Consider the following 25,900-nt stretch of genomic DNA (forward strand, 5'->3'; position numbering starts at 1 on the left):
CAACCGTAGAGCCACGTGCACGTCGAAGTCAGCGCCTCCGTGAAATCAGGCGTTCAACGTCCCGGCGCTGAGGAGGCCGAACAGGAGGAGGCCGACGACGATCCGGTAGACCACGAACGAGGTGAAGCTGTGCCGGGCGACGAAGCGCAGCAGCCAGGCGATGGAGGCGTAGGCCACGACGAACGACACCGCCGTGCCCACCGCGAGGGGCAGGACGCCGGCGCCCGAGCCGAGGGCGCTCGGCAGCTCGTAGATGCCGGCGCCGGTCAGCGCGGGGATGCCCATGAAGAACGACAGCCGGGTCGCGGCGACACGGTCGAGGCCGAGCATGAGACCGGTCGACATCGTCGCGCCCGACCGGGAGAAGCCGGGGAACAGCAGGGCGAGGATCTGCGACGAGCCGATCAGCATCGCGTCGGTGAGGGACGTGTCGTCCTCGCCGCGCTTGTGCGTGCCGAGCCGGTCCGCGGCGAACATCACGGCGCTGCCGCCGATCAGGGACCCGGCGACCACCCACAGCGAGGCGAGCGGGCCCTCGATGAGGGGTTGGGCCGCGACCCCGACGATCACGACCGGGATGGTGGCGTAGATGACCCACCAGGCGAACTTGTAGTCGTGGTGGTAGCGCTCGGACGGCCGGGCGAGCCCGACGCCCCAGGCCTTGACGATCCGGACGATGTCGGAGAAGAAGTAGACCAGGACCGCCGCGATGGCCCCGACCTGGATCACCGCGGTGAAGCCGACCACGGACTTGTCGTCCACCGGGATGTTCATCAGACCCTCGGTGATCTTCAGATGCCCCGTCGAGGAGACCGGGAGGAACTCGGTCAGGCCCTCCACGATCCCGAGGACGATCGCCTGCCCGACATTGATCACGCTCAAGGACCCGGTTCCTCTCCGACCTGCGCCTGGTTCGCGCCGAGCCTACTGCCGAGACGCGACCGGATCCCGTGACGAGAAGGATAACTTCACTGATCGTTAACCGGCCGGACGGCGTCCGGACATGCTCGGCCCCAGGTCTTCTGGGCCCGCCCCGGTGCTACCGGCCGGAACCGGCCGGGGCGGCGACCCCCGGGCCGTGCACGGCGGCGACCGCCGCGAGGGCGCGCCAGGCGTCGGCCGGGCGCAGCGTCTCGTCCGGGTCGCCGTTGAAGGGATCGAGGAGGACCGTGCCCGCGCCGAGCAGCCGCAGCTGCTCCAGGTCGTCCGCGACCTGGTCGAGGGTCCCCTCACCGGCGAGGCGGTCAGGGCCGGTGACGGGGGAGGACGTCAGCCGCAGGACGATGCGGGGCTCCAGTGCGGGAACCGGGCGCTCCTGCTCGTCCGCGAGGGCGCTCAGCCGCTCCAGCGCGCCGCGGAGCCAGGGGAGGGTGAAGCGCAGGGGGTGCCAGGCGTCGCCGACGCGCACGGCCCGGCGGAGTGCGGCGTCGCTGTTCCCGCCGATCCAGAGGGGGATCCGTCCGGAGCGGTAGTCGCCCTCGTCCTCCCACGCCGCGCGGATCGCGTCCAGGTGCTCGTCGGTGAGGGCGCCGCGCCGGGTGAAGGGGACTCCGAGCGCCGCGAACTCCTCGCGGGCCCAGCCGACCCCGGTGCCGAGGACGAGGCGCCCGCCGCTCAGGTCGTTGAGGTTGGCGGCCATGCGCGCGACGAGCAGCGGATGCCGGTACGGGACGATGAGCACGGTGGTGCCGAGCCGCACCCGCTCGGTCACGCCGGCCAGCCAGGAGAGCGTGGTGAACGGTTCGTAGAACGGGGCCGGGTACTGCGCGGCGACGTCGGCCGTGATCGCGACGTGGTCGGAGACCATCAGCAGGTCGAAGCCGAGGCCCTCGACCGTTCGCGCCCACTGCCGCAGGACGCCCGGGTCGGTGCCGGGCCCGAAGTTGGGGACGTTCACACCGAGGCGCATCGCCCCAGGCTATCGGCGGCCCCTGGCGGGCGTGCCAGGTCAGGGGCGGGGCCAGGGGCTTCCGGCGAGGCGCTCGATGTCGGTGTTGAAGCGCTGGAGGAAGACGGCGAAGGCCTCGACGTCCTCCGCCGTCCAGTCCGCCATGATCTTGTCGATGCCGGCGGTGATCTGGCCGCGCTCGCTGTCGAGGCGGCGCTCGCCCTCGCCCGTGATGCGGAACTTGCGGGCGATGCCGCCCGCCGGGTCGGGGATGCGCTCGACGAGGCCGTCGCGCAGCATGGCCGAGGTCTGCCGGTTCAGCGTCGAGGGGTCCAGGTCGAACGCCTCGCTGAGCTGCCGGATCGACATGGGGCCCTCGATGCGGATGCGGCTGAGCAGGATGTAGGCGCTGCGCTCCAGCAGGCCGCCCTCGCGTTTGGAGCGGCGGGTGGCCAGGCTGTGCCGCCCGAGCAGCATGGTCTCGTACTCGATCAGATCCGTGGGCTTGTGCATTCCGGTCCTTCTCCCGCGCGCGGTCCGCCCGGGTCGTTCCCGCATCGATGCTCGCACCCCATGCCTACCACAGGGATGTGCGCCGTACATAAGTTGTGCATCGACCATATCGTATGTATGGTGCACATGTTCCTTGACCCGACAGAAGGGATGTCACGTGGACGAGTCCGCGCCCGCCGTCCGACCCGGCGGGATCGTCGGCGTTCTCGCCGTGGGCGGCATCGTCGCCGCGTTCATGCAGACCCTCGTGGTGCCGCTCATCGCCGAGCTGCCGCGGCTGCTGCACACCTCGGCCTCCAACGCGACCTGGGTGGTCACCGCGACGCTGCTGGCCTCCGCGGTCGCCATGCCGATGATCGGGCGGCTCGGCGACCTGTACGGCAAGCGCCGGATGCTGCTGGTCTGCATGGTGCCGCTCATCACCGGGTCGGTGGTCTGCGCGCTGTCCGGCTCGCTCATCCCGATGGTCGTCGGCCGGGGCATGCAGGGCGTCGGCATGGGCATGATCCCGCTCGGCATCAGCGCGCTGCGCGACCTGCTGCCGCCCGAGCGGCTCGGGTCCTCGATCGCGCTGCTGAGCTCGTCCATGGGCATCGGCGGGGCGTTCGGCCTGCCGCTGGCGGCCGTCATCGCGGACAACATGAGCTGGCGGGTGCTGTTCTGGGGCTCGGCCGCGCTGAGCGCGCTCGTCGCCACGCTGATCTACCTGCTGGTGCCGGCCACGCCCGTCCAGGCCAGGGGCCGCTTCGACGCGCCGGGGGCGGTCGGCCTCGGCACCGCCCTCGTGTGCCTGCTGCTCGGCGTCTCCAAGGGCGCCGACTGGGGCTGGGCGAGCGGCACGACCATCGGGCTGTTCGCCGCCACGGTCGTCATCCTGCTGGCGTGGGGCTGGTGGGAGCTGCGGACCCGCGACCCGCTGGTCGACCTGCGCGTCACCGCGCGCACCCAGGTGCTGCTCACCAACGCCGCCTCGGTCGTGATCGGGTTCTCGATGTACGCCCAGTCGCTGATCGTGCCGCAGCTGCTGCAGCTCCCGAAGGCGACCGGGTACGGCCTCGGCCAGTCGATGGTCGCCGCGGGCCTGTGGATGGTGCCGTCCGGCCTGCTGATGATGGCCGTGTCCCCGCTCGGCGCCCGGCTGTCGGCCGCCCGCGGGCCCAAGGTCACCCTGGTCGCCGGGAGCCTGGTGATCGCGCTCGGCTACGGGTCGTCCACGCTGCTCATCGGCGCCGCGTGGGGCCTGATGATCGTCACGGCGATCTGCGGCATGGGCGTCGGACTCGCCTACGGCGCGATGCCCGCGCTCATCATGGGGGCGGTGCCGCGGTCGGAGACCGCGTCGGCCAACAGCTTCAACACGCTGATGCGCTCGGTCGGCACCTCGGTGTCGGCGGCCGTGGTCGGGGTCGTGCTGTCCCAGCTGACCATCGACCTCGGCGGGCACGTGCTCCCGTCCGAGGACGGCTTCCGCGCCGGGCTGCTGATCGGCTGCGGCGTGGCGCTGCTCGCCGGGCTCATCGCGCTGGCCATTCCCGGGCGCGGGCGCTCGGTCACCGCCGCGGCCGGGCAGGACGCCCCGGCGGAGCGGAGCGCGGCGTCCAAGGCCTGACGCCGGACGGCGCCGCGCCGGTCAGTCCCGCGCCGGGGACTCGCGCCGCAGGAGGTAGGTGTCCATGATCCACCCCTTGCGGTCGCGGGCCTCGGCGCGCACGGCGCGGATCTCCTCGGCCACCTCCGCGACCGGGCCGGAGACGAGGATCTCGTCGGGCGTGCCGAGGTAGGCGCCCCAGTAGATGTGGTAGCCCTCGCCCGCCTCGGCGAACGCGCAGTGCGCGTCCAGCATGACGAGCACGTCGTCGGCGGTGGCGCCCTCGGCGGCGAGGCGGCGTCCGGTGGTGACGTGGACGGGGCGCCCCACCCGCGTGAGCCCGACGCGGTGCCGCGCGGTGAGCGCGGAGACGCTGCTGATGCCGGGGATCACCTCGCACTCGAACTCGGCGCCGACCTCCTCCAGCGCCGCGAGGGTGCTGTCGTAGACGCCGGGGTCGCCCCAGACGAGGATCGCGCCGGTCTGCCCGTCGGCCAGCTCGCCGGTGACGAAGGACTCGTAGATCCGCGCGCGCCGCGACCGCCAGTCCTGCACGGCGGCGGCGTAGGCGGCGGCGTCCCGGTCGCGGTCGGGATCGCGGGCCTCCACGACCCGGTACGGGGGCCGGCCGTGCGCCGCGATGAGGTCGTGCCGCAGCCCGGCCAGGTCGTGCTTGGCCTCGCCCTTGTCCACGACGAGGAAGACGTCGGCCGCGGCGATGGCCTTGGCCGCCTGGAACGTCAGGTGGTCGGGGTCGCCCGCGCCGATGCCGATGATCAAAAGCCGCTTCACGGCGCCAAGTGTGCCAGAGCGCTCCTATAGGGTTGATCTCCCTTTCGACCGAGGAGACCAGTGGACGCGCGTGTCATCACCGTCGTGGGAATCGGCGCGGACGGGTGGGACGGGCTCGCGGCGGAGTCGCGCGAGGCGCTGCGGGCGGCGGAGGTCCTGTTCGGCAACCGCCGGCAGCTCGACCTCGTCCCCGGCGAGGACCACGAGCGCATCGCCTGGCCGTCGCCCCTGCTCCCCGCGCTGCCGGGGCTGATCGAGCGGCACGAGGGACGCGCGATCGCCGTGCTGGCGAGCGGCGACCCCATGTTCCACGGGATCGGCTCCACCCTCGCCGGGATGCTCGGCGCCGACCGGCTCCGCGTGCTGCCCCATCCGTCGTCGGCCTCGCTCGCGTGCGCCCGGCTCGGCTGGCCGCTGGACCGGGTGGACGTCCTCAGCATCGTGGGCCGTCCCGCCGCGGCGCTGAACGCGATCATCGCCCCCGGGCGGCGGCTGATCGTGCTCGGCGCCGGACGGGAGGCCCCGATCATCGTCGCCGCCGTGCTGTCCGGCCGCGGCTTCGGCGCGAGCCGCATGACCGCCCTGTGCGACCTGGGTTCGGCCGGGGAGACGGTCCGGCACGGCGTCGCGGAGGAGTGGACCGAGCCCGCCGCGTCCGCGCTGGCCCTCATCGCCGTCGAATGCGTGCCCGGCCCGGACGCGGCGCCGCTGCCCCGCGCCCCCGGGCTCCGCGACGACGCCTTCGAGCACGACGGGCAGATCACCAAGAGCGAGGTCCGCGCGGTGACGCTGTCGCGCCTCGCGCCGCTGCCCGGCGAGCTGCTCTGGGACGTCGGCGCCGGCTCCGGCAGCGTCGCGATCGAGTGGGCGCGGGCGCACCCGGCCTGCGAGGCCGTCGCGATCGAGAGCAGCCCCGCGCGGGCCGAGCGGATCGGCGCCAACGCGGCCGCGCTGGGCGTGCCGCGCGTGCAGGTCGTGAAGGGCGAGGCTCCGGGCGTGCTGGACGGCCTGCCGGCGCCGGACGCGGTCTTCGTCGGCGGCGGCCTCACCGCTCCCGGCCTGCTGGAGCGCTGCTGGGACGCCCTGAAGCCGGGCGGACGCCTGGTCGCCAACGCCGTGACCCTCGAATCCGAGGCCGTCGTGGCCGAGGCGCGCCGGTCGCGCGGCGGCGAGCTGGTCCGGGTCAGCGTCGAGCGCGCCGGGCCGCTGGGCGGGTTCACGGCCTGGCGTCCGGCGATACCCGTCGTCGTCTGGACGGTCCGGAAGAGCCCGGCGTGACGGTGTACTTCGTCGGCGCGGGCCCCGGCGCCGCCGACCTCATCACCGTGCGCGGCCTGCGGGTCCTGGAGGCCGCGCCGGTCTGCCTGTACGCGGGGTCGCTGGTGCCGGCCGAGCTGCTGGAGGCGTGCCCGCCCGGCGCCCGGCTCGTCGACACCGCGAACATGACGCTGGACGGGATCGTCGCCGAGCTGACCGCCGCCCACCGGGACGGCCTGGACGTCGCGCGGCTGCACTCCGGCGACCCGTCGGTGTTCAGCGCGGTCGCCGAGCAGATGCGCCGCCTCGACGCGGCGGGCGTGCCGTACGAGGTCGTCCCCGGCGTCCCGGCGTTCGCGGCCGCGGCGGCCTCGCTCGGGCGGGAGCTGACCGTCCCCGGCGTCGGCCAGACCGTGATCCTGACCCGCACGGCCGTCCGCGCCACCCCGATGCCGGACGGCGAGGACCTCGCCACCCTCGGCGCGAGCGGCGCCACGATGGTGCTGCACCTGGCCGTCCAGCGCATCGAGGAGGTCGCCGCCGAGCTGCTGTCCCGCTACGGCGCGGACTGCCCGGTCGCCGTGGTCGCCCGCGCCAGCCGCGCGGACGAGCTGGTCCTGCGCGGCACCCTCGCCGACATCGCCGCCCGGGTGCGCGAGGCCGGGGTGCGGCGCACCGCGGTGATCGTCGTCGGGCGGGTCCTCACCGCGTCGGCGTTCCCCGACAGCCACCTCTACAGCGCCGCGCGGGACCGGGCGTGCGGCGCGTCCTGATCCTCGGCGGGACGGCGGAGGCACGCGCGCTCGCGGCCCGGCTGACCGGCGTGCACGTCGTGTCCTCGCTCGCCGGCAGGGTGTCCGATCCGCTCCTGCCCGCCGGAGAGGTCCGCATCGGCGGGTTCGGCGGCGCCGAGGGGCTCGCCGCGTGGCTGCGCGAACACCGGATCGGCCGCCTCGTCGACGCGACGCACCCGTTCGCGGAGCGGATGAGCGCGTCCGCCGCGCGCGCGTCGCGCCTGACGGGCGTGCCGCTGCTCGCGCTGCGCCGCCCCGGCTGGGACGCGGAGGGCGGCGACGACTGGCGGCGCGTCCCGTCCCTGCCGGACGCCGCCGCCGCGCTGCCGGACGGCGCCCGCGCCTTCCTCACGACGGGCCGCCGCAGCATCCCGGTGTTCGCCGCGCGGACCGGCGTGTGGTTCCTCGCCCGGTCGGTGGACCCGCCGGAGCCGCCCGTCCCGCCCAACATGCGGGTCCTGCTGGCGCGCGGCCCCTACACCGTGGACGGGGAGCGCGCCCTGATCCGCGAGCACCGCCTGGACGTCCTGGTCACCAAGGACAGCGGCGGCGCGATGACCCGCGCGAAGCTCACCGCCGCCCGCGAGGCCGGGCTGCCGGTCGTGATGGTCGACCGCCCGGCCCTCCCCGGGGGCGTCGAGGCGACCGGCGACGTGGCCGTCGCCGCCGCCTGGGTTCAGGGGTAGCGGCGCGGGGTGAAGACCACGCCCCGCCCGGTCACCCGGGTCGCGGACGACCCGACGATGAGCAGGCAGCGCATGTCGACCCGCTCGGGGTCCAGCGCGCCGAGCGTCGTCACCGTCACGCTCTCCTCCGGCCCGCCGACGTCCCGCCCGACCACCACCGGGGTCTCGGGGGAGCGGTGCTTGAGCAGCAGGTCGCGCGCCGCGGGGAGCCGGTGCCGGCGCCGGCTCGACGAGGGGTTGTAGAGGGCCAGCACCAGGTCGGCCTCGGCGGCGAGCGCGAGCCGCCGCTCCACCACGTCCCACGGCTTGAGGATGTCCGACAGCGACAGGACGCAGAAGTCGTGGCCGAGGGGCGCGCCCGCCCGGGCGGCCACGGCCTGCGCCGCCGTCAGTCCGGGCACGACCTGCACCGGCACGTCCGCGAACTCCTCGCCGGCCGCCGCCTCCAGCACGGCCGTCGCCATCGCGAACACCCCGGGGTCGCCGGACGAGACGACGGCGACCCGGGCCCCGTCCCGCGCGAGCGCCAGCGCGTGCCGGGCCCGGTCGGCCTCCACCCGGTTCCCGGAGCCGTGCCGCCGCTGCCGGGGGTTCGGCGGCACCCGGTCCAGGTAGGGGCCGTAGCCGACGAGGTCGGTCGCGGACGCCAGGACGTCCTGCGCCTCCGGGGTCAGCCACGGCCGCCCCGCCGGTCCGAGCCCGACGACCCACACCCCGCCGGCCCCCTCCGGCCGCGCCGGGGGAGGCGCCGCGAACGAGCGCTCCGCCGGGCTCGTCAGCAGCGCCAGCGACATGTAGGGCACGTCCGCCGGGTCGACCTCGGCGAGCGGGAGGACGCGCTGCCGGCCGGTGGCGGCCCGCTCGACGTACCAGCCGTCGCCGAGCCGCCCCGCGTCCTCGAACGCCTGCCTGACCTTGGGGAACGTCCGCCCGAGCTTGAGGACGGCCGCCGCGTCCGCGGTGCTCAGCCGCTCGGCCAGCTCCTCGCCGGGCAGCGTCCCCGGCAGGATGGTCAGCGTCTCCTCGCGCTCCACCAGCGGGCGCCCCGCCGCCGCCGACGCCGCGCTCAGCGACGTCACGCCCGGCACGACCTCGGCCGGGTAGTGCGGCGCGAGCCGCTTGTGCAGGTGCATGTACGACCCGTAGAACAGGGGGTCGCCCTCGCTCAGCACCACGACCGTCCGCCCCGCGTCGAGGTGCGCGGCGAGCCGGGCGGCGCAGTCGGCGTAGAACTCCTCCAGCGCCCCGTGGTACCCGCCGCGGTGGTCGGTGGCCTCCGTCGTCACCGGGTAGACGAGCTGCTCCTCGATCCGCCCGTCCCGCAGGTACGGCTCGGCGATCGCCCGGGCGATGCTGCGGCCGTGCCGCGCGCAGTGGAAGGCCACCACGTCCGCCTCGCCGATCAGCCGCGCCGCCCGCACCGTGACCAGCTCCGGGTCGCCGGGCCCGACGCCCACGCCGAACAGCCGTCCCGCCATCACTCCGCCTCACTGGCGAGGGCGTTGACCGCCGCCGCCGTCATCGCGCTGCCGCCGCGCCGCCCGCGCACCACCAGATGGTCCAGCCCGCTCGCGGCGAGCGCCTCCTTGGACTCGGCCGCCCCGATGAACCCGACCGGGATCCCGAGGACCGCCGCCGGGCGCGGCGCGCCCTCCTCCATCAGCTCCAGCAGCCGGAACAGCGCCGTCGGCGCGTTGCCGATCGCGACGACCGCGCCGCCGAGCCGGTCGCGCCACAGCTCCAGCGCCGCCGCGCTGCGCGTGGTGCCGAGCCGCTCGGCCAGCTCGGGGACGCCCGGGTCGCCCAGGGTGCAGACGACCTCGTTGCCGGCGGGGAGCCGCGCGCGGGTCACCCCGGAGGCGACCATCCGCGCGTCGCACAGCACCGGCGCGCCGGCCAGCAGCGCCGCCCGCGCCCGCTCCACGACCCCCGGCGACCAGGCCAGGTCCCCGACCAGGTCGGTCATGCCGCAGGCGTGGATCATGCGGACCGCGACCCGCGCCACGTCGTCCGGCAGTCCCGACAGGTCGGCCTCCGCGCGGATCGTCGCGAACGACCGCCGGTAGATCTCGGCGCCGTCCCGGACGTAATCGATCACTGCTGTCCCTCCGCCGTCCTCAGCACGACCGGGCCGCGGGGCATCCCGCAGCGCCGCTCGCACCCCGTCCAGTGGACGGGGGTCCCGGGCGCGCGGACCAGGCCGTCCACGAAGCGCCGCGCCTCGCCCTGCACGTCGCCGCGCGACTTCGCGCATCCGGGGCTGCCGGTGCAGGCCGTCACGCCGCCCCAGGGCGACGCCGGATCGGTCGCGAAGCCCGCCGCCGCGAGCTCCGCCGCCGCGCGTGGCGCCTCGCCCGCGTCCCGGTCCCGCAGCACCACGCTGCGCCACGGCGTCACCCGCACCTCGTCCGCGACCGCGGCGAGCGCCTCGGCCTGCGCGGCGGACAGCCGGCCGAGCGGGGGCACGGCCTCCAGCGCGGCGCGCCCGTCCCGCTGCGCGACGATCCCGGCGTGCGGCGGCGCGGGGTCCGGGCGCGGCGGCGCGTCCCGCACGTCCGCGCCCAGCCGCTCCGCGACGAGCCGCGCGCCGTCCGGCACCTCCGCGAGGCGCCAGGCGTCCCCCGGATCTCCAGGAACGCCTCCGCCGCCGCGAGCAGCGCGGCGACGGGCTCGCCGGGGACGGGCCCGAGCCGCGTCCCGGCCAGCCGCAGCCCTTCGGGGGTGCAGGCGGCGTCGGCGCCCAGCGCCGCCATGTCGCCGGTGCCGTCGTCGAGCGCGAACAGGAACCGCCCCGGCAGCCGGGCCAGTTCCGGACGCGCGCGCAGCGCCTCGTCCAGCGCCGTGACCAGCGGGTCCGTGGCGAGAACGCCGCGCGGGCCGCGCCCGCCGAGCGGGGACGCGACGATGTTGCGCACCCGCTCGTGGGTCGCCGACGGCAGCAGCCCGGCGGCCGCCAGCCGGGCCGCGAGCGCCGCCGGGTCGCGGACGCCGCGCACCTGGAGGTTGCCGCGGGACGTGAGTTCGATCACGTCCCGCCCCAGCTCGCGGGCGGCGGCGCCGAGCACCGCGAGCTGCGCGGCGGACACCGCGCCGCCCGGGACGCGGACGCGCGCCAGCGGCCCGTCGGCGGCGTCGTGGGTGCGCAGCGCCCCGGGGCACGCGTCGGCACGGGCTCTGACATTCGGCACGGGGAGGATGTTAACCACAGTTTGCAGGGCGACCGCGCTGCCGTACTCTTCTGCTCAGGCGATGGCAATGGGAGGAAGCCGGTGCGAATCCGGCGCGGTCCCGCCACTGTGACCGGGGAGCGAACCCCGCTGTAGGCCACTGTCCGCAAGGACGGGAAGGCCGGGGCGAGCGTCGATCCGGGAGCCAGGAGACTCCTGCCGTCGACACCCGCGACCGGGGCGAGGACCCCAGGGGGAGGATGCGCCGTGCCCGAGCACAGCCGCACGGTCCTGTTGCTGTCGACGTCCGACACCGATCTGCTGAGCGCCCGCGCGTCCGGCGCCGCCTACCGGCTCGGCAATCCCGCGCGGCTCGCCGCCGCCGACCTGCCCGAGCTGACCGAGGGCGCCGACCTCGTCGTGGTGCGGCTGCTCGGCGGCCGGCGCGCCTGGGAGGACGGCCTCGACGCGCTGCTCGCGGGCCCCCGGCCCGTCGTCGTCCTCGGCGGCGAGCAGGCCCCCGACGCCGAGCTGATGGAGCTGTCCACGGTCAGCGGCGGGGTGTGCGCCGAGGCGCACGCCTACCTCGCGCACGGCGGCCCCGCCAACCTCGCCGAACTGCACGCGTTCCTGTCCGACACCGTGCTGCTGACCGGGCGCGGCTTCGCTCCGCCGGCCCCGACGCCGACCTGGGGGCGGCTCGACCGCGCCGCCCGCGACGGCGGCGGGCCCGTGGTCGGCGTGCTCTACTACCGCGCCCACCACATGGCGGGCAACACCGCGTTCGTCGAGGCGCTCTGCGCCGCCGTGGAGGACGCGGGCGGGCGCGCCATGCCGGTGTTCTGCTCGTCGCTGCGCACCGCCGAGCCCGAGCTGCTGGACACGCTGCGCCAGGCGGACGCGCTGGTGACGACCGTGCTCGCGGCGGGCGGGTCGCGGCCCGCCACGGCCGGGGCGGGCGGCGACGACGAGGCGTGGGACGTGGGCGCGCTCGCGGCGCTGGACGTCCCGATCCTCCAGGGCCTCTGCCTCACGACCAGCCGGTCCGACTGGGAGGGCGGCGACGACGGGCTGTCCCCCCTGGACGCGGCGTCGCAGGTCGCGATCCCCGAGTTCGACGGGCGGATCATCACCGTCCCGTTCTCGTTCAAGGAGGTCGACGAGGACGGTCTCACCGTCTACGCCGCCGACCCCGAGCGGGCCGCGCGGGTCGCCGGGATCGCGGTCCGGCACGGCCGGCTCCGCCACACCCCGGCCCCCGGGCGCCGCCTCGTCGTGATGCTGTCGGCGTACCCGACCAAGCACGCCCGCGTCGGCAACGCCGTCGGCCTCGACACCCCGGCGAGCACCGTCCGCCTGCTGGCCCGGCTCCGCGACGCGGGGTACGACCTGGGGGACGGCTTCCCCGGCGTCGACGAGCAGGACGGCGACGCCCTCGTCCACGCGCTCATCGCGGCGGGCGGCCAGGACGAGGACTGGCTCACCGAGGAGCAGCTCGCGGGCAACCCCGTCCGCATCTCCGCCGCGTCCTACGCGCGCTGGTACCGCACCCTGCCCGCCGACCTGCGGGAGGGGATGGAGCGGCACTGGGGCCCGCCGCCCGGGGAGCTGTTCGTCCAGGACGGCGACATCGTCCTGGCCGCCCTGCGCGCCGGCAACCTCGTCGTCATGGTGCAGCCGCCGCGCGGCTTCGGGCAGAACCCCATCGCCGTCTACCACGACCCCGACCTGCCGCCCAGCCACCACTACCTGGCCGCGTACCGGTGGCTCTCGGACGAGTTCGGCGCGCACGCGATCGTCCACGTCGGCAAGCACGGCAACCTGGAGTGGCTGCCCGGCAAGGCGGCGGGCATGTCCGCCTCGTGCGGCACCGACGCGGCGCTCGGCGACGTCCCGCTGGTCTACCCGTTCCTCGTCAACGACCCCGGCGAGGGCACGCAGGCCAAGCGCCGCGCGCACGCCGTCCTCGTCGACCACATGGTCCCGCCGATGGCCCGCGCCGAGACCTACGGCGACATCGCCCGCCTCGAACAGCTCCTGGACGAGCACGCGACGATCGCCGCGATGGACCCGGCGAAGCTGCCCGCGATCCGCGCCCAGATCTGGACGCTCATCCAGGCCGCCAGGCTCGACCACGACCTCGGCCTGGACGACCGCCCCCACGACACCGAGTTCGACGACTTCCTCCTGCACGTCGACGGCTGGCTGTGCGAGGTGAAGGACGCGCAGATCCGCGACGGCCTGCACGTCCTCGGCCAGGCGCCCACCGGCGCGACCCGCGTCGACCTGGTGCTGGCCATGCTCCGCGCACGCCAGATGTGGTCGGGCCGCGAGACGCTGCCCGGCCTGCGGGAGGCGCTCGGGCTCAGCGAGGCCGGCGGCGAGGCGCTCGCCGACGTGGACGCCGCCGAGGCCGCCGCCCGCGCCCTCGTCCAGGCCATGGAGGACGCGGGCTGGGCCGTGGACGCGGCCCGGGAGGCCGCGAGGGACGTTCCGGCGGAGCGCCGCGACGCCGTGGCGCGGGTCCTGGAGTTCGCCGCCGCCGAGATCGTCCCGCGCCTGGCCCGGACGTCCGACGAGCTCGACCACGTCCTGCACGCCCTGGACGGCGGCTACGTCCCGGCGGGCCCGAGCGGGTCGCCGCTGCGCGGCCTCGTCAACGTCCTGCCGACCGGCCGCAACTTCTACTCGGTCGACCCGCGCGCCGTCCCGAGCCGCCTCGCCTGGGAGACGGGGCAGGCGATGGCCGACTCGCTCCTGGAGCGCTACCGCGCCGACCACGGGGAGTGGCCGCGCTCGGTCGGGCTGTCGGTGTGGGGGACGAGCGCGATGCGCACGGCGGGCGACGACGTGGCCGAGGTCCTCGCGCTGCTCGGCGTCCGCCCGGCCTGGGACGAGGCGTCCCGCCGCGTCACGGCGCTGGAGCCGGTGCCGCTCGCCGAGCTCGGCCGGCCGCGCATCGACGTGACCGTCCGCATCAGCGGCTTCTTCCGGGACGCGTTCCCGCACGTCGTCGCCATGCTGGACGACGCCGTCCGGCTCGTCGCCGGGCTGGACGAGCCGGACGACGACAACCACGTCCGCGCCCACGTGCGGGCCGACCGGGAGCGGCACGGCGACGAGCGCCGCGCCACCCTGCGCGTGTTCGGGTCGGCGCCCGGCGCCTACGGGGCCGGGCTGCTCCCGCTCATCGACAGCCGCAACTGGCGCGACGACGCCGATCTCGCCGAGGTCTACGCGGTGTGGGGCGGCCACGCCTACGGCCGCGACCTCGACGGGGTGCCCGCCCGCGCCGACATGGAGAGCGCCTACCGGCGGATCGCCGTCGCCGCCAAGAACGTCGACACCCGCGAGCACGACATCGCCGACTCCGACGACTACTTCCAGTACCACGGCGGCATGATCGCCACCGTCCGCGCGCTGACCGGCCGGGCCCCGGAGGCCTACGTCGGCGACAGCACCCGCCCGGACGCCGTGCGCACCCGCACCCTCGCGGAGGAGACCGCGCGGATCTTCCGGGCCCGCGTCGTGAACCCGCAGTGGCTGGCCGCGATGCGCCGGCACGGCTACAAGGGCGCGTTCGAGCTGGCCGCGACCGTGGACTACCTGTTCGGCTACGACGCCACCACCGGCGTCATGGCCGACTGGATGTACGACCGGATCACCGCCGCCTACGTCCTGGACGAGGAGAACCGCGCGTTCATGGCGGAGTCGAACCCGTGGGCGCTGCACGGCATCGCCGAACGGCTGCTGGAGGCGGCCGAGCGCGGCCTGTGGGAGCACCCCGACCCGGCGGTCCTGCAGGGGCTCCAGGAGGTCTACCTCAAGACGGAGGGCGACCTGGAGGACGACACCAGCCGCTGAGCCGCCTCCGGGAACCCCGCCCAGTGCAGGTGGAGGTAGGAGGCGGTGATCCGGTCGTCGCCGTACCCGTCGCGGCCGTCCCGCCACCGGAACAGCGGCCCGGCCCGCGTGCCCGGCGCCGCGTCCAGCTCCGTCCGGTGGAACTCGTGGCCGCGGAACCGCTCACCGGGACGGGTCAGCGGCGACTCCGCCACCGCGACCGCCTCCCGGTAGCCGAGCGTCAGCCGGGACGTCATCCGCGCGCGCCCCGGCACCCGCCCGCACATCGCCCGGCCGTCGAGCTCCTCGCACAGGTAGAGGAGCCCGGCGCATTCGGCGGCGATCGGACCGGGGAACGCCGCGACCTCGGCGAGCATCGGCGCGTTGGCGGCCAGATCGGCGGCGTGCACCTCCGGGAAGCCGCCGCCGACGACGAGCGCGGCGGCCCCGTCCGGCAGGGCCTCGTCCCGCAGCGGATCGAAGACCGCCACGTCGGCGCCCGCCGCGCGCAGCAGCTCCACGTGCTCGGCATAGGAGAAGGTGAACGCCGCCCCGCCCGCGACCGCGACCACCGGGCCGCCCTCGACCGGCACCACCTCGCCGGACGGATCCCACGCGGGCCCCGGCAGCGGGGGAGCGGCGGCCGCCAGACGGAGCAGGGCGTCCACGTCGCAGGAGCGCTCCACCAGCGCGCCGAGCCGCTCCACCGCCCGGACGGCGTCCGCGCCCCGCTCGGCCGCCGGGATCAGCCCGAGGTGGCGGGACGGCGTGACCACCGCGTCGTCCCGCCGGATCGCGCCGAGCACCGGCACGCCCGTCGCCTCCAGCGCGCTCCGGCACAGCTCCTCGTGCCGCTCCGAGCCCACCCGGTTGAGGACGACGCCGCCGATCCGCACGCCCGGCTCGAACGTCGCGAAACCGTGCACGAGCGCCGCCACCGACCGGCTCTGCCGCGCGGCGTCCACGACCAGCACCACCGGCGCCGCGAGCAGCCGCGCGACGTGCGCCGTGGACGCGAACCCGGTGTCGCCGCGCCCGTCGAACAGGCCCATGACCCCCTCGACCACCGCCACGTCGCAGCCGGCGGCGCCGTGCAGGAACAGCGGCGCCACCCTTTCCTCGCCCGCGAGCCACGGGTCGAGGTTGCGGCCGGGCCGTCCCGCCGCGAGCGCGTGGTAGCCGGGGTCGATGTAGTCGGGGCCGACCTTGTGCGGGGACACGGCGAGACCGCGCGCCCGCAGGGCCGCGATCAGCCCGGTCGCCACGGTCGTCTTGCCGCTGCCGGACGCCGGCGCCGCGACGACCAGCCGGGGGATCACCACTCGATGCCCCGCTGCCCCTTCTGCCCGGCGTCCATCGGATGCCGGACCTTGCCCATCTCCGTCACCAGGTCGGCGGCCTCGACCAGCCGGCCGGGCGCGTCCCGGCCGGTGACGACGACGTGCTGGTTCCCGGGACGCGCGGCGAGGGTCTCGACCACGTCGTCCAGGTCGAGCCAGCCCCACTTGATCGGATAGGTGAACTCGTCGAGCACGTAGAAACGGTACGTCTCGGCGGCCAGGTCCCGCTTGATCTGCGCCCAGCCCTCCCGGGCGTCGGCCGCGTGGTCCTCCTCGGCGCCGGGCCGCTGGATCCACGACCAGCCCTCGCCCATCTTGTGCCAGGCGACGGGCCCGCCCTCGCCGCTCTCCCCGAGCACGCGCAGCGCCCGCTCCTCGCCGATCCGCCACTTCGCCGACTTCACGAACTGGAACACCCCGACCGGCCAGCCCTGGTTCCAGGCCCGCAGCGCCATCCCGAACGCCGCCGTCGACTTCCCCTTCCCGGGGCCGGTGTGGACCATCAGCAGGGGCCGGGTGCGGCGCTGCCGCGTGGTGAGGCCGTCGTCGGGGACGGACACGGGCTTTCCCTGGGGCATCTCAGGCCGCCTTTCCAGCGTCGCGCCCGCGGTGGGCGCGGACGATCCCGTCGAGGTCGGCGAGCGGGACGAGCCGCGCCCCGAGCCGGGCCGCGAGGCGTCCCGCGAGGCCGAGCCGGACCGGGCCGTCCTCGCAGTCCACGACGATGCCGGCGGTGCCGGCCAGCGGCCCGGCGGCCCGGTCCACGTCGCCGGCCGCGGTCGCCCGCCCGTCGGTGACGACCACGAGCAGCGGGCGCCGCGCCGGGTCGCGCAGCCGCTCGGCGCGCAGCACCTCGGCGGCGCGCGCGAGCCCGGCGGCCAGCGGCGTGCGGCCCCCGGTCGGCAGGGCCCGCAGCCGCGCCGCGCCCGCCTCGACCGACGACGTCGGCGGCAGCACCAGCTCGGCGGTCCGCCCCCGGAAGGTGATCAGGCCGATCTTGTCGCGGCGCTGGTAGGCGTCCAGCAGCAGGCTGAGGACGGCCGTCTTCACCGTCGTCATGCGGCGGCGCGCGGCCATCGAGCCGCTGGCGTCCACGACGAACAGCACCAGGTTCCCCTCGCGGCCCTCGCGGACCGCCTCCCGCAGGTCGTCCGGGCGCAGCACGAGGCCGGCGCCGGACCGGCCGCGCGCCCGCTGCCGCGGCGCGGCGGCCAGCAGCGTCGCCACCACGTGGGGGTCGCGGACCTTCGCGGCCGGGCGGCGCGCCCCGGTGACCCGGCCACGCGCCGCCCGCGACCGCGACCGCCGTCCCGCGGCGCCCTCGCCGACGCCCGGCACCTCCAGCAGCGGCACGGCGTGCGGCGCGGCGGCCGCCGCGACCCGCTCGCCGCCCCCGCCTCCGGGCCGCCCGTCCTGCCCGGAGCCCGCGTTCTGCTCCGTGCCCGCGTCCTGGGACGAGCTCGCGTCCCGCTCCATGTCCGCGCCTTGGGGCGAGTTCGCGTTCTGCTCCGTGCCCGCGCCCTGCCCCGTGCCCGCGCCCTGCCCCGGGCCCGGGTCCGGGTCCGGGGACGAGGGCTCCTCGCCGCCCCCGCCGCCGTCCGGGGGAGGGCCGTCGGGGGACGTGCGGTCGAGCAGTTCGTCGAGCAGGGACTCGTCCAGGCCGGGGGCGTCGAACGGGTCCCGCCTGCGCCGGTGCGGCAGCGACAGCCGGGCCGCCGCGCGCACGTCCTCGTCGGTCACCTCCTCGCGTCCCCGCCACGCGGCGTGCGCGAGGGCGGCGTTCGCCGTGACCAGGTCGGCGCGCAGCCCGTCCACCTCGAAGCCCGCGCACACCGCCGCGATCTGCTCCAGCCGCTCGTCCGGCAGCGCGACCCCGGCGAGCCTCTCCCGCGCGGCCGAGATGCGCCGCGCCAGCTCGGCCTCGGCGTCCTCCCAGCGCGCGGCGAAGGCGGCGGGGCCGGCCTCGAACGCCAGCCGCCGCCGGACGACCTCGGCGCGCTCCCTCGGGTCCCGCGACGCCCGCACCTCGACCGTCAGCCCGAAGCGGTCGAGGAGCTGGGGGCGCAGCTCGCCCTCCTCGGGGTTCATGGTCCCGACCAGCAGGAACCGGGCCGCGTGCCGCACCGACACCGACTCGCGCTCCACGTAGCAGGTGCCGAGCGCGGCGGCGTCCAGCAGGAGGTCGACCAGATGGTCGTGCAGGAGGTTCACCTCGTCCACGTACAGGACGCCGCGGTGGGCCGCGGCGAGCAGCCCCGGCTCGAACGCCTTGACGCCCTCGGTCAGGGCGCGCTCCACGTCCAGCGACCCGGCGAGCCGGTCCTCCGAGGCGCCCACCGGCAGCTCCACCAGCGCGGACGGCCGCCGCACCGCCGGTCCGCCCGGCTCGTGCGGGCCGTCCGGGCAGGACGGGTCGGGCGCCGCCGGGTCGCACGCGAACCGGCAGCCCGGCACCGTGTCCACGGCGGGGAGCTGCGCGGCCAGGGCCCGCACGATCGTCGACTTGGCGGTGCCCTTCTCGCCGCGCACCAGCACACCCCCGACCCGCGGCGAGACGGCGTTGAGCAGCAGCGCCAGCTTCAGGTCGTCCAGCCCGACGACGGCGCTGAACGGGTAGGCGACGTTCACACCTGGACCTTCCGGTTGACATGGGCGACCCGCCAGCCGCTCCCGGCGGCGGCGAGCCTCGTGGTGGACAGCGGCGCGAGGTCGATCCGGTCGGCCGCGAGGACGCCGGCGCCGAGCGCGTGGGCGAGCGCCGCCCGGATCACGCCCGCGTCGCAGACGGCGACGCCGGACGGGCGGCCGCCGAGCCACGCCGCGACCCGCGCCGCGAGCGCGGACCGGCTCTCGCCGCCGTGCGGCGCGGCGTCCGGGTCCGACAGCCAGGCGGCCAGCGCGTCCGGATCGGCCGGCCTCCGCGAGGCGGAGGCCCGCCCAGGAACCGTGGTCGGCCTCGGCGAGCGCCGCGACCGGGCGGGCGTCCAGGCCGAGCGCGGCGCAGGTCTCCCGGGCGGCGCGGGCGGGCGACGTCCACGCCTCCCCGTCCGGCAGTGCCCCGGCCAGGGCCTTCGCCCTCGCCAGGCCGGACGGGTCGGCGGCGGGGTCGGCGGGGAAGCGGGCCTCCCGCATCCCCGCCGACGTCGCGTGCCGCACGAACAGCACGCCGGTCAGGGCGGCCCGCTCACGCCGGGGCCGGGGCCGGGGCCGGGGCACGGGCGGCCCGGTCGCAGAACCACCCGAACAGGGTTCCGAAGGACGCCCAGAACACCAGCTGCGTCCCGAGCGAGGTGATGCGGAACTGCCACAGCAGCGTGGCGGGGAACCCGTCCGGCACCTCGTCCACGGTGGGCAGCAGCAGCGACGCCACCGCCACCGGCACGACGAACGCCAGCACGGCCGCCGGCCACCGCGCCCACGGCCCGCCGCGCACGCTGCGCGCCGTGGTCACGGCGATGGCGGTGGACAGCAGCCCCACCCCGATCATCGCCAGGTACAGCAGGGTGCGGGTGTTGATCGTCTCCGGGTCGCCCACCGCGGGCGGGTTCGCCGGATACTTCAGGAACGGCACGACGATGACGGCGGCGAAGGCCGTCCCGGCGGCGGCGAGCGCGAGCGCGGCGTCCGAGCGCGGCCCGACGCGCCCCCGCAGCCCCGCGAAGGCGAGCGCGAAGACGCCGCCCACCGCGAGCCCGTAGAGACCGGTGGCGAGGAAGAGCCCGGCCTTCTGCGTGCCGCGGCTCACCTCCTCGCCGTGCTCGTGTGTTCCGGATTCCTGTTCGTGTGTTCCGGACCCGTGCCCGTGTGTTGCGGACTCGGGGCCGGCCGCCGCGCCGTGCTCGTGCGCGGCGGCGGCGTTCTCCAGGGCGATCGCGTCGTCGACGCGGGGTTCGCCGACCGCGAAGGCGAAGACGCCCGCGACGAGACCGGCCAGCAGGCCCAGAAGAAGGCCCCTGACCAGCAGGGTGCGCACCATGCGGCGGCCTAGTGGCAGGGCACGCCGAGCAGGTGCCGCCCGTCGTGCATCAGCTCGTGGAGGTAGCCGCCGGTCTGCGACACGGCGCCGTTGTCCATCAGGACGAGGTAGCCGAGGAGCAGCAGCGCGGGAACCGCGAGCAGCCAGGGAACGAGGTGGGAAAGGGGGATGTGGCGAGCCGACAGCGTGCTCACGGAGCCTCCGTAGGGGATCTGGCGCGTCCCGGACAATGAGGTCGCGATCACCCGAGCGACCTGGCTCCCGGGATCGTCGTCCCGGATACAGTGGCGCGTCCGCACCGGCATCTCACCGGATTTCCCTCGGGCAACCGTGAATCAGCCGAACCGTACGGTCCCGGCGAACGCACTGTCAACAGCGTGCCCCCGACTCCGACCCGCCCGTGGAACCGGATAAGCCGCAAGTAAGAGCCTGAAATCCGGCTTTGTTGCGATCAAGAGCGACTCGCCTATCATGGCGATTTTCGTCTCGCGTCCCCCCGCTGTCGACAACGACGACGTTGGAGCCCCCTGCATGATCAGCCAAGAGACCGGCCGGCCTGCCTCCCTCGACGATGTCAAGGGATGGTTCCCCAAGATCGACCAACTCCTCTTCACCTGGCTCCTGGACCGCCAGGAGCGGCTCGGCGAGCGGGGCGACCTGGTGGAACTCGGCTCCTACCTCGGCAAGAGCGCCATCCTGATGGGCCGCCACGTGAAGGAGGGCGAGACCTTCACCGTCTGCGACCTGTTCGACGGCGACGCCCCCGACGACTCCAACCGCGCGGAGATGCAGGGCTCCTACTCCACCCTGACCCGCCAGGCGTTCGAGTCGAACTACCGCGCCTTCCACGACCGCCTCCCGGACATCGTGCAGGGCCCGACCTCGATGATCCTGGACCACGTCCAGCCGGAGACCTGCCGGTTCGTGCACGTGGACGCGTCCCACCTGTACGAGCACGTCCACGCCGACATCCAGGCCGCCCAGGTGCTGCTCCCCAGCGGCGGCCTCATCGTCTGCGACGACTACCGGTCCGAGCACACCCCGGGGGTCTCCGCCGCGGTCTGGGAGTCGGTGGCCACCGGCGGCCTGCGCCCGATCTGCGTCACCACCCAGAAGTTCTACGGCACCTGGGGCGACGCCGACGCGGTCCAGGACGACCTCCTGGACTGGCTGGCGTCGCGGGACGACGCCTGGCACGAGGTCCAGCAGGTCGCCGGGCGGCGGCTCGTCCGCGTCAAGGGCAGCGGGGCGACGCGCCCGCCGAACGAGACGGGCCGGCTGAAGGAGCGGCTCGCGCGGGCCGAGAAGCGGCTCGCCCGCGCGGAGGACAGGCTGTCGCGCGCCCGCGGCGAGTTGGAGGCCGTCCGCGGCTCGGTCAGCTTCCGGGTCGGCCGCGCGGCCACCGCCCTCCCGCGCGCCCTGCGCGGCGGACGCCGGGGGTAGCCCGCCCTCGGCGCGAGGATAGAACGCGTTCTAGTATCGGCCGCATGCGACACGGCATCGTGCTCTTCACCAGTGACCGGGGCATCACGCCCGCCGCCGCCGCGCAGGCCGCCGAGGAGAACGGGTTCCACACCTTCTACGTGCCCGAGCACACGCACATCCCGGTCCGGCGCGACGCCGCGCACCCCGGGACGGGCGACGAGACGCTCCCCGACGACCGCTACACGCGCACGCTCGACCCCTGGGTCGCGCTGGCGTCCGCGGTCACCGTCACCTCGAGGATCCGGCTCGCGACGGCCGTCGCGCTGCCGGTGGAGTCGGACCCGATCACGCTCGCCAAGACGGTCGCCTCGCTCGACCACCTGTCGGGCGGCCGGATCACGCTCGGGGCGGGGTTCGGCTGGAACACCGACGAGCTCGCCGACCACGGCGTGCCGGCCGACCGGCGCCGGACGGTGCTGCGCGAGTACGTGGAGGCGATGCGGGCCCTCTGGACGCGTGAGCAGGCCTCCTACGCGGGGGAGTTCGTCTCGTTCGGGCCGTCCTGGGCGTGGCCGAAGCCCGTCCAGGCCCACGTCCCCCTGCTGATCGGCGCGGGCGGCGGCCCGAAGACGCTCGCGTGGATCGCCGCCCACGCCGACGGCTGGATGACCACCCCGACCGAGCGCGACATCCTGCCGAAGGTCGCCGCCCTGCGCGCGGCGTGGGCGGACGCGGGGCGCGACGGCCGGCCGGAGGTCCGCGTCCTGGCCGCGGCGCGCCCCTCGCCCGAGGAGGTCGCCGCCTGGGAGGAGGCCGGCGTCACCGAGATCATCTGGGGGCTGCCGGACCGGTCCGCCGACGAGGTCGTCGCCTTCCTCGGCCGTCACGCCGCCCGCCTCGGCCTGTGACGCGGCCGGGGCGACGCGGATGAAGAAGGGTCTTTAACCCGTTTAGCCAAGCTCGTCCGAAATGCCGTAAATAATGGCATTGATCGGTGGTCAGCGCTTTCGGCCGACCCCCGCGTAGCACCATTGGCGGTCCGCGCGGGGCGGCACGGTCGAGCCCGGATCGGGACGCCACATCGACAGGGTGGTGAGGCCGGGGTCCACGAGGTCGAAGCCGTCGAACAGCCGCGTGACCTCCGCGCGGCTGCGCAGGGTGATCTGGTACGTGGCCCGCTCGTACACGGCGCCCGCGTGCCGGACCCTCAGGTCGGCGTCGAAGTCGGCGGTCACGTGCGACACCGTGAGGTAGCTGCCGGGCGCCATCGCCTCGCGGAGCCGCGCCACGATCCCGGGCGGGTCGTCGCCGTCGCCGATGAAGTGCAGCACGGCCAGCATCAGCACGGCGACCGGCCGGTCGAAGTCGATGAGCCTGTTCAGCTCGGGGTGCGCCAGGACCTCGCCCGGGCGGCGGGCGTCGCCCTGGATGACGGTCACCTCCGGCGTCCCGGCCAGCAGCGCCCGCCCGTGGACCAGCACGACCGGCTCGATGTCGACGTACACGACGTGGGCGTCCGGCGCGACCTGGTGGGCGATCTCGTGCACGTTGCCCTGGGTGGGCAGGCCCGAGCCGATGTCGATGAACTGCCGGATCCCGGACTCGGCGAGGAAGCGCACCGCGCGCCGCAGGAACGCGCGGTTCTGGCGCGCCATGAAGGGCGTGTCGGGGGCGTGTTTGACGACCTCGTCCACGGCCTCCCGGTCGGCGGCGTAGTTGTCCTTTCCGCCCAGAAGGTAGTCGTACATCCGCGGAACGTTCGGCGTGTGCGGATCGACGGTGTCCAGCGTCCTCTCCCCGACTCTCGGCGCCGCGACTCTCCGGCCTGGGAAATGTCGCGAAGTTACCCGGGACATGTAAGCATTGAGATCAACTCGGAAACAACCGAAACGATGACGCCGACGCGGAGGGCTCGAATGCGAAGCGACGCCGACACCCCATCGCGGATCCCCGGTCCGCCCGCGGGGGACGACGGGACGGCGGCCATCGCGGCGGCCGGCGGGCTCCACGAGTACCAGCTGAGGCTGCACGCCGAGTACGGACCGGTGGTGCGGTTCCCGCTGCCCGGGGCCGGCCTGGCGGTGTCCGTGGCCGACCCGGTGCTGCTGGAGGCCACCGCGAAGATCAACAAGCGGCCGGAGAAGCTGTTCGAGTTCCTGGCGCCGCTCCAGGAGTCGGGCAACCTGCAGACGATCCCGGCGGACGAGCACGGCCCCTGGCGCCGGGTGATGCTGTCGGTGCTGGCCGGGCGCCCCTCCCACGAGGCGCACTTCGCCCGCTTCACCGCGCTCGCCGCCGAGCTGGCCGACCGGTGGGAGGCGCACGACGGCCCGGTGGCGCTGCAGCAGGATCTGAGCGAGCTTTCGCTGCGCATGATCTGCCAGTACGCGCTCGGCAGCGGCCTGGAGTCGCCGGAATCGGCCGCGCGGGTCGTGTCCGCGTTCGAGACCGTCCTCACCGAGTACATGGGCCAGGCCGGGGACGGCGCGGGGAGCCGCGCCGAGGAGGCCCTGGCCTACCTGCGCGCCACCGTCGACCAGGTGCTGGAGGCGCACCGCGAGCGCGGCGACTCGGCGCCCGCCGGGCGCAGCGACCTGATCGCGGCGCTGGCCGAGGCGGGGGAGTCCCCGGCGCGGATCCGCGACACGGTCCTGATGACGATGCTCGCCGCCCACCACACCACCGGCGTCGCGATCTCCTGGACGCTGTACCTGCTGGCCCGGCACCCCGACGCGGCCGAGCGCGTCGCCGAGGAGCTGGACCGCGTGCTCGGCGACCGGCCCGTTCCCGAGTACGCCGACCTCAAGCGGCTGACCTACCTGGACATGGTGCTGCGGGAGACCATGCGGCTGTACCCGCCGGGACCGTACGGCGCGCGGGAGGCCACCGAGGACGTCGTGCTCGGCGAGTACACCGTCCCGGCGGGCACGACCGTCTTCTATCCGTTCTGGGCCGTGCACACGAACCCCGACCACTGGCCCGACCCGCAGCGCTTCGACCCCGGCCGGTTCGCCCCGGAGGCGTCGGCGGGCCGCCCGCGCCTGGCCTACATCCCCTTCGGGATCGGCCCGCGCAGCTGCGAGGGCGCCGCGCTCGCGACGGTCGAGGCGCAGCTCGTCCTGGCCGTCCTCCTCAAGCGCTTCTCCCTCCGCCCGGCGCCCGGCCGGACGGTCACGCCCGTCGAGCGCTTCGTGCTCTGGGCCGCCGAGGACATCCACATGACCCTCACCCCGCGCCGGCCGGCCTGAGCGCGGGTGGTAGAACGACCGGATGGAGTTCTTCTGCTACCACCGTGACCGTGCCGGCTCGATCGGGCTCCGCGAGCAACTGGGGGAGCAGCACTGGTCCTACATGGACCGGTTCGAGAAGGAGCTGATCGCCCGGGGCCCGACGTTCGCCGGCGAGGTCCCCACCGGCAGCGTCCACATCGTCGACCTGCCCGATCCCGCCGCCGCCCGCGCGTTCGCCTTCGACGAGCCGAACTACCAGGCGGGCGCGTACCGGGACGTCATGGTGCGCCGGTGGCGCAACGCGCTGGGCCGCACGATGTGGGACTTCCCCGGCGGCCGGACGGGCGGCGACCGCTTCCTGGTCATCGGCCTGGGGGAGGGGGAGCCCGTCGACCTGGAGGTCGCGGCGGGCGACGACCTCATCGCCTACGGCCCCCTGCTCTCCGACGACGGAGCGGCCTGGCTCGGCACGGCCGCGCTGCTCCGCGCCCCGGACGCCGGCGCGGCCCGCGCCGTCCTGACGCAGGACCGCTACGCCGCCGTCGAGGTCCACCAGTGGGAGTTCGGCGGACGGCGCTGACCTGAGCCCGGCCCGGGGTCAGAGGTTGCGCAGGACGGAGACGACGACGCCGAGGACGGCGGCCTCGTCGCCGTCGATGACGTCGTAGGCGGGGTTGCGGGGTTCGAGCAGGACGTGGCCGTCGCGGCGCCGGTACACCTTCACCGTGGCCTCGCCGTCGATCATGGCGGCGACGATCTGGCCCGAGTGGGCCTCGGGCTGGCGGCGGACCACGACGATGTCGCCGTCGCAGATCGCGGCGTCCACCATCGAGTCGCCGCGCACGCGCAGGCCGAAGACGGTGCCGCGCCCGGTGAGCTCGCGGGGCAGCAGCAGCGTGTCGTCGGCGTGCTCCTCGGCCGGGATCGGGACGCCGGCGGCGATGTCCCCGACCACGGGCACGGTCACCGGGCCGCCCGCCGACTCCCGCGGCGGGCCCTCCCGCAGGAACGCGCGCACGTCGATCGGCCGGGCCACCGCGTCGCCGCGCCGCAGGAAGCCCTGGTCCTCCAGGCTCGCCAGGTGGCGCGACACCGAGGACGGCGACCGCAGGCCCACGGCGTCGCCGATCTGGCGCGTGCTCGGCGCGTACCCGTACCTGACCGCCCAGTCGCGGATCATGGCCAGGATCCGCTGCTGGCGCGGGGGCAGCGCGGAGGCGTCCAGGTCCCCGAACGGGTCGGCGTCGCTGTAGGCGGTCACCCACGGAATTGTAGGGGCGCGGCGGCCGGGAGAGCGGGCGGGACGCGCCCCCGCCGCGGCCTCAGGAACGCGTGGCGGCCTCCAGCGCGGCCGTCTCGAACGCGGCGGCCAGTTCCACGACGTCCTCGGGTGCGCGCGAC

Annotated in this window: 24 protein-coding genes, 1 pseudogene and 1 riboswitch; of the genes and pseudogenes, 9 read left to right on the forward strand and 16 right to left on the reverse strand. The window is 75.5% G+C overall.

Going from position 1 to position 25,900, the window contains the following annotated elements:
- Positions 1-45: 45 nt before the first annotated feature.
- From ACQEU6_RS45725 to ACQEU6_RS45735, 3 genes are all read right to left on the reverse strand, one after another.
- Positions 46-876, reverse strand: coding sequence for an undecaprenyl-diphosphate phosphatase (locus ACQEU6_RS45725; protein WP_499340569.1), 831 nt, complete (start codon positions 874-876; stop codon positions 46-48).
- A gap of 163 nt (positions 877-1,039) precedes the next feature.
- Positions 1,040-1,909 carry an LLM class flavin-dependent oxidoreductase gene (locus tag ACQEU6_RS45730; RefSeq protein WP_499340055.1) on the reverse strand — a complete coding sequence of 290 codons (870 nt, stop codon included), beginning with the start codon at positions 1,907-1,909 and terminating at the stop codon, positions 1,040-1,042.
- 39 nt (positions 1,910-1,948) lie between these two features.
- On the reverse strand, positions 1,949-2,401 hold the full coding sequence (locus ACQEU6_RS45735; RefSeq protein WP_499340056.1) for a MarR family winged helix-turn-helix transcriptional regulator: 453 nt from the start codon (positions 2,399-2,401) through the stop codon (positions 1,949-1,951).
- 157 nt (positions 2,402-2,558) lie between these two features.
- Between ACQEU6_RS45735 and ACQEU6_RS45740 the strand changes: the two genes are divergently transcribed.
- Positions 2,559-4,010 carry an MFS transporter gene (locus ACQEU6_RS45740; protein WP_499340057.1) on the forward strand — a complete coding sequence of 484 codons (1,452 nt, stop codon included), beginning with the start codon at positions 2,559-2,561 and terminating at the stop codon, positions 4,008-4,010.
- A gap of 21 nt (positions 4,011-4,031) precedes the next feature.
- Here ACQEU6_RS45740 and cobF read toward each other — a convergent pair whose 3' ends face one another.
- Positions 4,032-4,781: a precorrin-6A synthase (deacetylating) gene (cobF, locus tag ACQEU6_RS45745; RefSeq protein WP_499340058.1), complete on the reverse strand. Its 750-nt coding sequence runs from the start codon at positions 4,779-4,781 to the stop codon at positions 4,032-4,034.
- A gap of 60 nt (positions 4,782-4,841) precedes the next feature.
- On the opposite strand from cobF, the gene cbiE reads away from it, so the two are divergent.
- The 3 genes from cbiE to ACQEU6_RS45760 are packed head-to-tail and all read left to right on the forward strand — an operon-like array spanning position 4,842 to position 7,518.
- Positions 4,842-6,059, forward strand: coding sequence for a precorrin-6y C5,15-methyltransferase (decarboxylating) subunit CbiE (gene cbiE, locus ACQEU6_RS45750; RefSeq protein WP_499340059.1), 1,218 nt, complete (start codon positions 4,842-4,844; stop codon positions 6,057-6,059).
- Positions 6,056-6,811, forward strand: a complete 756-nt coding sequence (gene cobM / locus ACQEU6_RS45755) for a precorrin-4 C(11)-methyltransferase (RefSeq protein WP_499340060.1) — start codon at positions 6,056-6,058, stop codon at positions 6,809-6,811. The genes cbiE and cobM overlap by 4 nt, the downstream gene beginning before the upstream one ends.
- Positions 6,796-7,518 carry a cobalt-precorrin-6A reductase gene (locus tag ACQEU6_RS45760; protein ID WP_499340061.1) on the forward strand — a complete coding sequence of 241 codons (723 nt, stop codon included), beginning with the start codon at positions 6,796-6,798 and terminating at the stop codon, positions 7,516-7,518. Before cobM ends, ACQEU6_RS45760 begins: the two co-directional genes overlap by 16 nt.
- Here ACQEU6_RS45760 and ACQEU6_RS45765 read toward each other — a convergent pair.
- From ACQEU6_RS45765 to ACQEU6_RS45780, 4 genes are read right to left on the reverse strand one after another with little or no spacing between them, the layout of a single operon-like run.
- Positions 7,509-8,996: a precorrin-2 C(20)-methyltransferase gene (locus ACQEU6_RS45765; protein ID WP_499340062.1), complete on the reverse strand. Its 1,488-nt coding sequence runs from the start codon at positions 8,994-8,996 to the stop codon at positions 7,509-7,511. The two genes, ACQEU6_RS45760 and ACQEU6_RS45765, sit on opposite strands and share 10 nt — an antisense overlap.
- Positions 8,996-9,616: a precorrin-8X methylmutase gene (locus ACQEU6_RS45770; RefSeq protein WP_499340063.1), complete on the reverse strand. Its 621-nt coding sequence runs from the start codon at positions 9,614-9,616 to the stop codon at positions 8,996-8,998. The genes ACQEU6_RS45765 and ACQEU6_RS45770 overlap by 1 nt, the downstream gene beginning before the upstream one ends.
- Complete coding sequence (locus ACQEU6_RS45775) at positions 9,613-9,984, reverse strand: ferredoxin-like domain-containing protein (protein WP_499340064.1); 372 nt, start codon at positions 9,982-9,984, stop codon at positions 9,613-9,615. The genes ACQEU6_RS45770 and ACQEU6_RS45775 overlap by 4 nt, the downstream gene beginning before the upstream one ends.
- Complete coding sequence (locus ACQEU6_RS45780) at positions 9,912-10,706, reverse strand: ferredoxin-like domain-containing protein (protein ID WP_499340065.1); 795 nt, start codon at positions 10,704-10,706, stop codon at positions 9,912-9,914. The genes ACQEU6_RS45775 and ACQEU6_RS45780 overlap by 73 nt, the downstream gene beginning before the upstream one ends.
- A 71-nt stretch (positions 10,707-10,777) precedes the next feature.
- A riboswitch (cobalamin riboswitch) is annotated at positions 10,778-10,901 on the forward strand.
- Between the two features lie 51 nt (positions 10,902-10,952).
- Here ACQEU6_RS45780 and cobN point away from each other — a divergent pair.
- Positions 10,953-14,549, forward strand: coding sequence for a cobaltochelatase subunit CobN (cobN, locus tag ACQEU6_RS45785; protein ID WP_499340066.1), 3,597 nt, complete (start codon positions 10,953-10,955; stop codon positions 14,547-14,549).
- Here cobN and ACQEU6_RS45790 read toward each other — a convergent pair.
- The 6 genes and pseudogenes from ACQEU6_RS45790 to ACQEU6_RS45815 all read right to left on the reverse strand — a co-directional run bounded on the left by ACQEU6_RS45790 (position 14,504) and on the right by ACQEU6_RS45815 (position 20,038).
- Positions 14,504-15,847 carry a cobyrinic acid a,c-diamide synthase CobB gene (locus tag ACQEU6_RS45790; protein ID WP_499328314.1) on the reverse strand — a complete coding sequence of 448 codons (1,344 nt, stop codon included), beginning with the start codon at positions 15,845-15,847 and terminating at the stop codon, positions 14,504-14,506. The two genes, cobN and ACQEU6_RS45790, sit on opposite strands and share 46 nt — an antisense overlap.
- Positions 15,844-16,446, reverse strand: coding sequence for a cob(I)yrinic acid a,c-diamide adenosyltransferase (gene cobO, locus ACQEU6_RS45795; RefSeq protein WP_499328315.1), 603 nt, complete (start codon positions 16,444-16,446; stop codon positions 15,844-15,846). The genes ACQEU6_RS45790 and cobO overlap by 4 nt, the downstream gene beginning before the upstream one ends.
- A gap of 1 nt (position 16,447) precedes the next feature.
- Positions 16,448-18,496 (reverse strand): VWA domain-containing protein, encoded by a 2,049-nt coding sequence (locus ACQEU6_RS45800; RefSeq protein WP_499328317.1) that lies wholly within the window; start codon positions 18,494-18,496, stop codon positions 16,448-16,450.
- Positions 18,493-19,000, reverse strand: a pseudogene (locus tag ACQEU6_RS45805) (histidine phosphatase family protein). The gene ACQEU6_RS45800 and the pseudogene ACQEU6_RS45805 overlap by 4 nt, the downstream one beginning before the upstream one ends.
- A 52-nt stretch (positions 19,001-19,052) precedes the next feature.
- A complete protein-coding gene (locus ACQEU6_RS45810; RefSeq protein WP_499328319.1) occupies positions 19,053-19,844 on the reverse strand; it encodes a CbtA family protein in 792 nt (263 codons plus the stop codon).
- An 8-nt stretch (positions 19,845-19,852) separates the two neighbouring features.
- A complete protein-coding gene (locus ACQEU6_RS45815; RefSeq protein WP_179835852.1) occupies positions 19,853-20,038 on the reverse strand; it encodes a CbtB domain-containing protein in 186 nt (61 codons plus the stop codon).
- A 337-nt stretch (positions 20,039-20,375) separates the two neighbouring features.
- Here ACQEU6_RS45815 and ACQEU6_RS45820 point away from each other — a divergent pair, with 337 nt between their 5' ends.
- Positions 20,376-21,287: a class I SAM-dependent methyltransferase gene (locus ACQEU6_RS45820; RefSeq protein WP_499328321.1), complete on the forward strand. Its 912-nt coding sequence runs from the start codon at positions 20,376-20,378 to the stop codon at positions 21,285-21,287.
- Between the two features lie 44 nt (positions 21,288-21,331).
- On the forward strand, positions 21,332-22,177 hold the full coding sequence (locus ACQEU6_RS45825) for an LLM class F420-dependent oxidoreductase (protein ID WP_499328323.1): 846 nt from the start codon (positions 21,332-21,334) through the stop codon (positions 22,175-22,177).
- A gap of 90 nt (positions 22,178-22,267) precedes the next feature.
- On the opposite strand, the gene ACQEU6_RS45830 is transcribed toward ACQEU6_RS45825, so the two are convergent.
- Positions 22,268-23,125 (reverse strand): SAM-dependent methyltransferase, encoded by an 858-nt coding sequence (locus tag ACQEU6_RS45830; protein ID WP_499328325.1) that lies wholly within the window; start codon positions 23,123-23,125, stop codon positions 22,268-22,270.
- 60 nt (positions 23,126-23,185) lie between these two features.
- Between ACQEU6_RS45830 and ACQEU6_RS45835 the strand changes: the two genes are divergently transcribed.
- Together ACQEU6_RS45835 and ACQEU6_RS45840 are read left to right on the forward strand one after the other, a co-directional pair.
- Entirely contained in the window at positions 23,186-24,517 is a 1,332-nt protein-coding gene (locus ACQEU6_RS45835) for a cytochrome P450 (RefSeq protein WP_499328327.1), read from the forward strand.
- Between the two features lie 22 nt (positions 24,518-24,539).
- Positions 24,540-25,079, forward strand: a complete 540-nt coding sequence (locus tag ACQEU6_RS45840) for a YciI family protein (RefSeq protein WP_499328329.1) — start codon at positions 24,540-24,542, stop codon at positions 25,077-25,079.
- Between the two features lie 18 nt (positions 25,080-25,097).
- Here the strand turns inward: ACQEU6_RS45840 and lexA are convergent, their stop codons facing one another.
- Positions 25,098-25,760: a transcriptional repressor LexA gene (lexA, locus tag ACQEU6_RS45845; RefSeq protein WP_499328331.1), complete on the reverse strand. Its 663-nt coding sequence runs from the start codon at positions 25,758-25,760 to the stop codon at positions 25,098-25,100.
- Positions 25,761-25,900 lie beyond the last annotated feature (140 nt).

The sequence above is a fragment of the Spirillospora sp. CA-108201 genome (assembly GCF_050936235.1).
Classification (GTDB): domain Bacteria; phylum Actinomycetota; class Actinomycetes; order Streptosporangiales; family Streptosporangiaceae; genus Spirillospora.

Bases quoted from the DNA above. Each gene is read 5' to 3' on its own strand.
- ACQEU6_RS45735 (WP_499340056.1), bottom strand. From the start codon at position 2,401: ATGCACAAGCCCACGGATCTGATCGAGTACGAGACCATGCTGCTCGGG.
- ACQEU6_RS45825 (WP_499328323.1), top strand. From the start codon at position 21,332: ATGCGACACGGCATCGTGCTCTTCACCAGTGACCGGGGCATCACGCCC.
- ACQEU6_RS45730 (WP_499340055.1), bottom strand. From the start codon at position 1,909: ATGCGCCTCGGTGTGAACGTCCCCAACTTCGGGCCCGGCACCGACCCG.
- ACQEU6_RS45765 (WP_499340062.1), bottom strand. From the start codon at position 8,996: ATGGCGGGACGGCTGTTCGGCGTGGGCGTCGGGCCCGGCGACCCGGAG.
- ACQEU6_RS45830 (WP_499328325.1), bottom strand. From the start codon at position 23,125: ATGTCCCGGGTAACTTCGCGACATTTCCCAGGCCGGAGAGTCGCGGCG.
- ACQEU6_RS45835 (WP_499328327.1), top strand. From the start codon at position 23,186: ATGCGAAGCGACGCCGACACCCCATCGCGGATCCCCGGTCCGCCCGCG.
- ACQEU6_RS45820 (WP_499328321.1), top strand. From the start codon at position 20,376: ATGATCAGCCAAGAGACCGGCCGGCCTGCCTCCCTCGACGATGTCAAG.
- ACQEU6_RS45840 (WP_499328329.1), top strand. From the start codon at position 24,540: ATGGAGTTCTTCTGCTACCACCGTGACCGTGCCGGCTCGATCGGGCTC.
- cobO (WP_499328315.1), bottom strand. From the start codon at position 16,446: ATGCCCCAGGGAAAGCCCGTGTCCGTCCCCGACGACGGCCTCACCACG.
- ACQEU6_RS45810 (WP_499328319.1), bottom strand. From the start codon at position 19,844: ATGGTGCGCACCCTGCTGGTCAGGGGCCTTCTTCTGGGCCTGCTGGCC.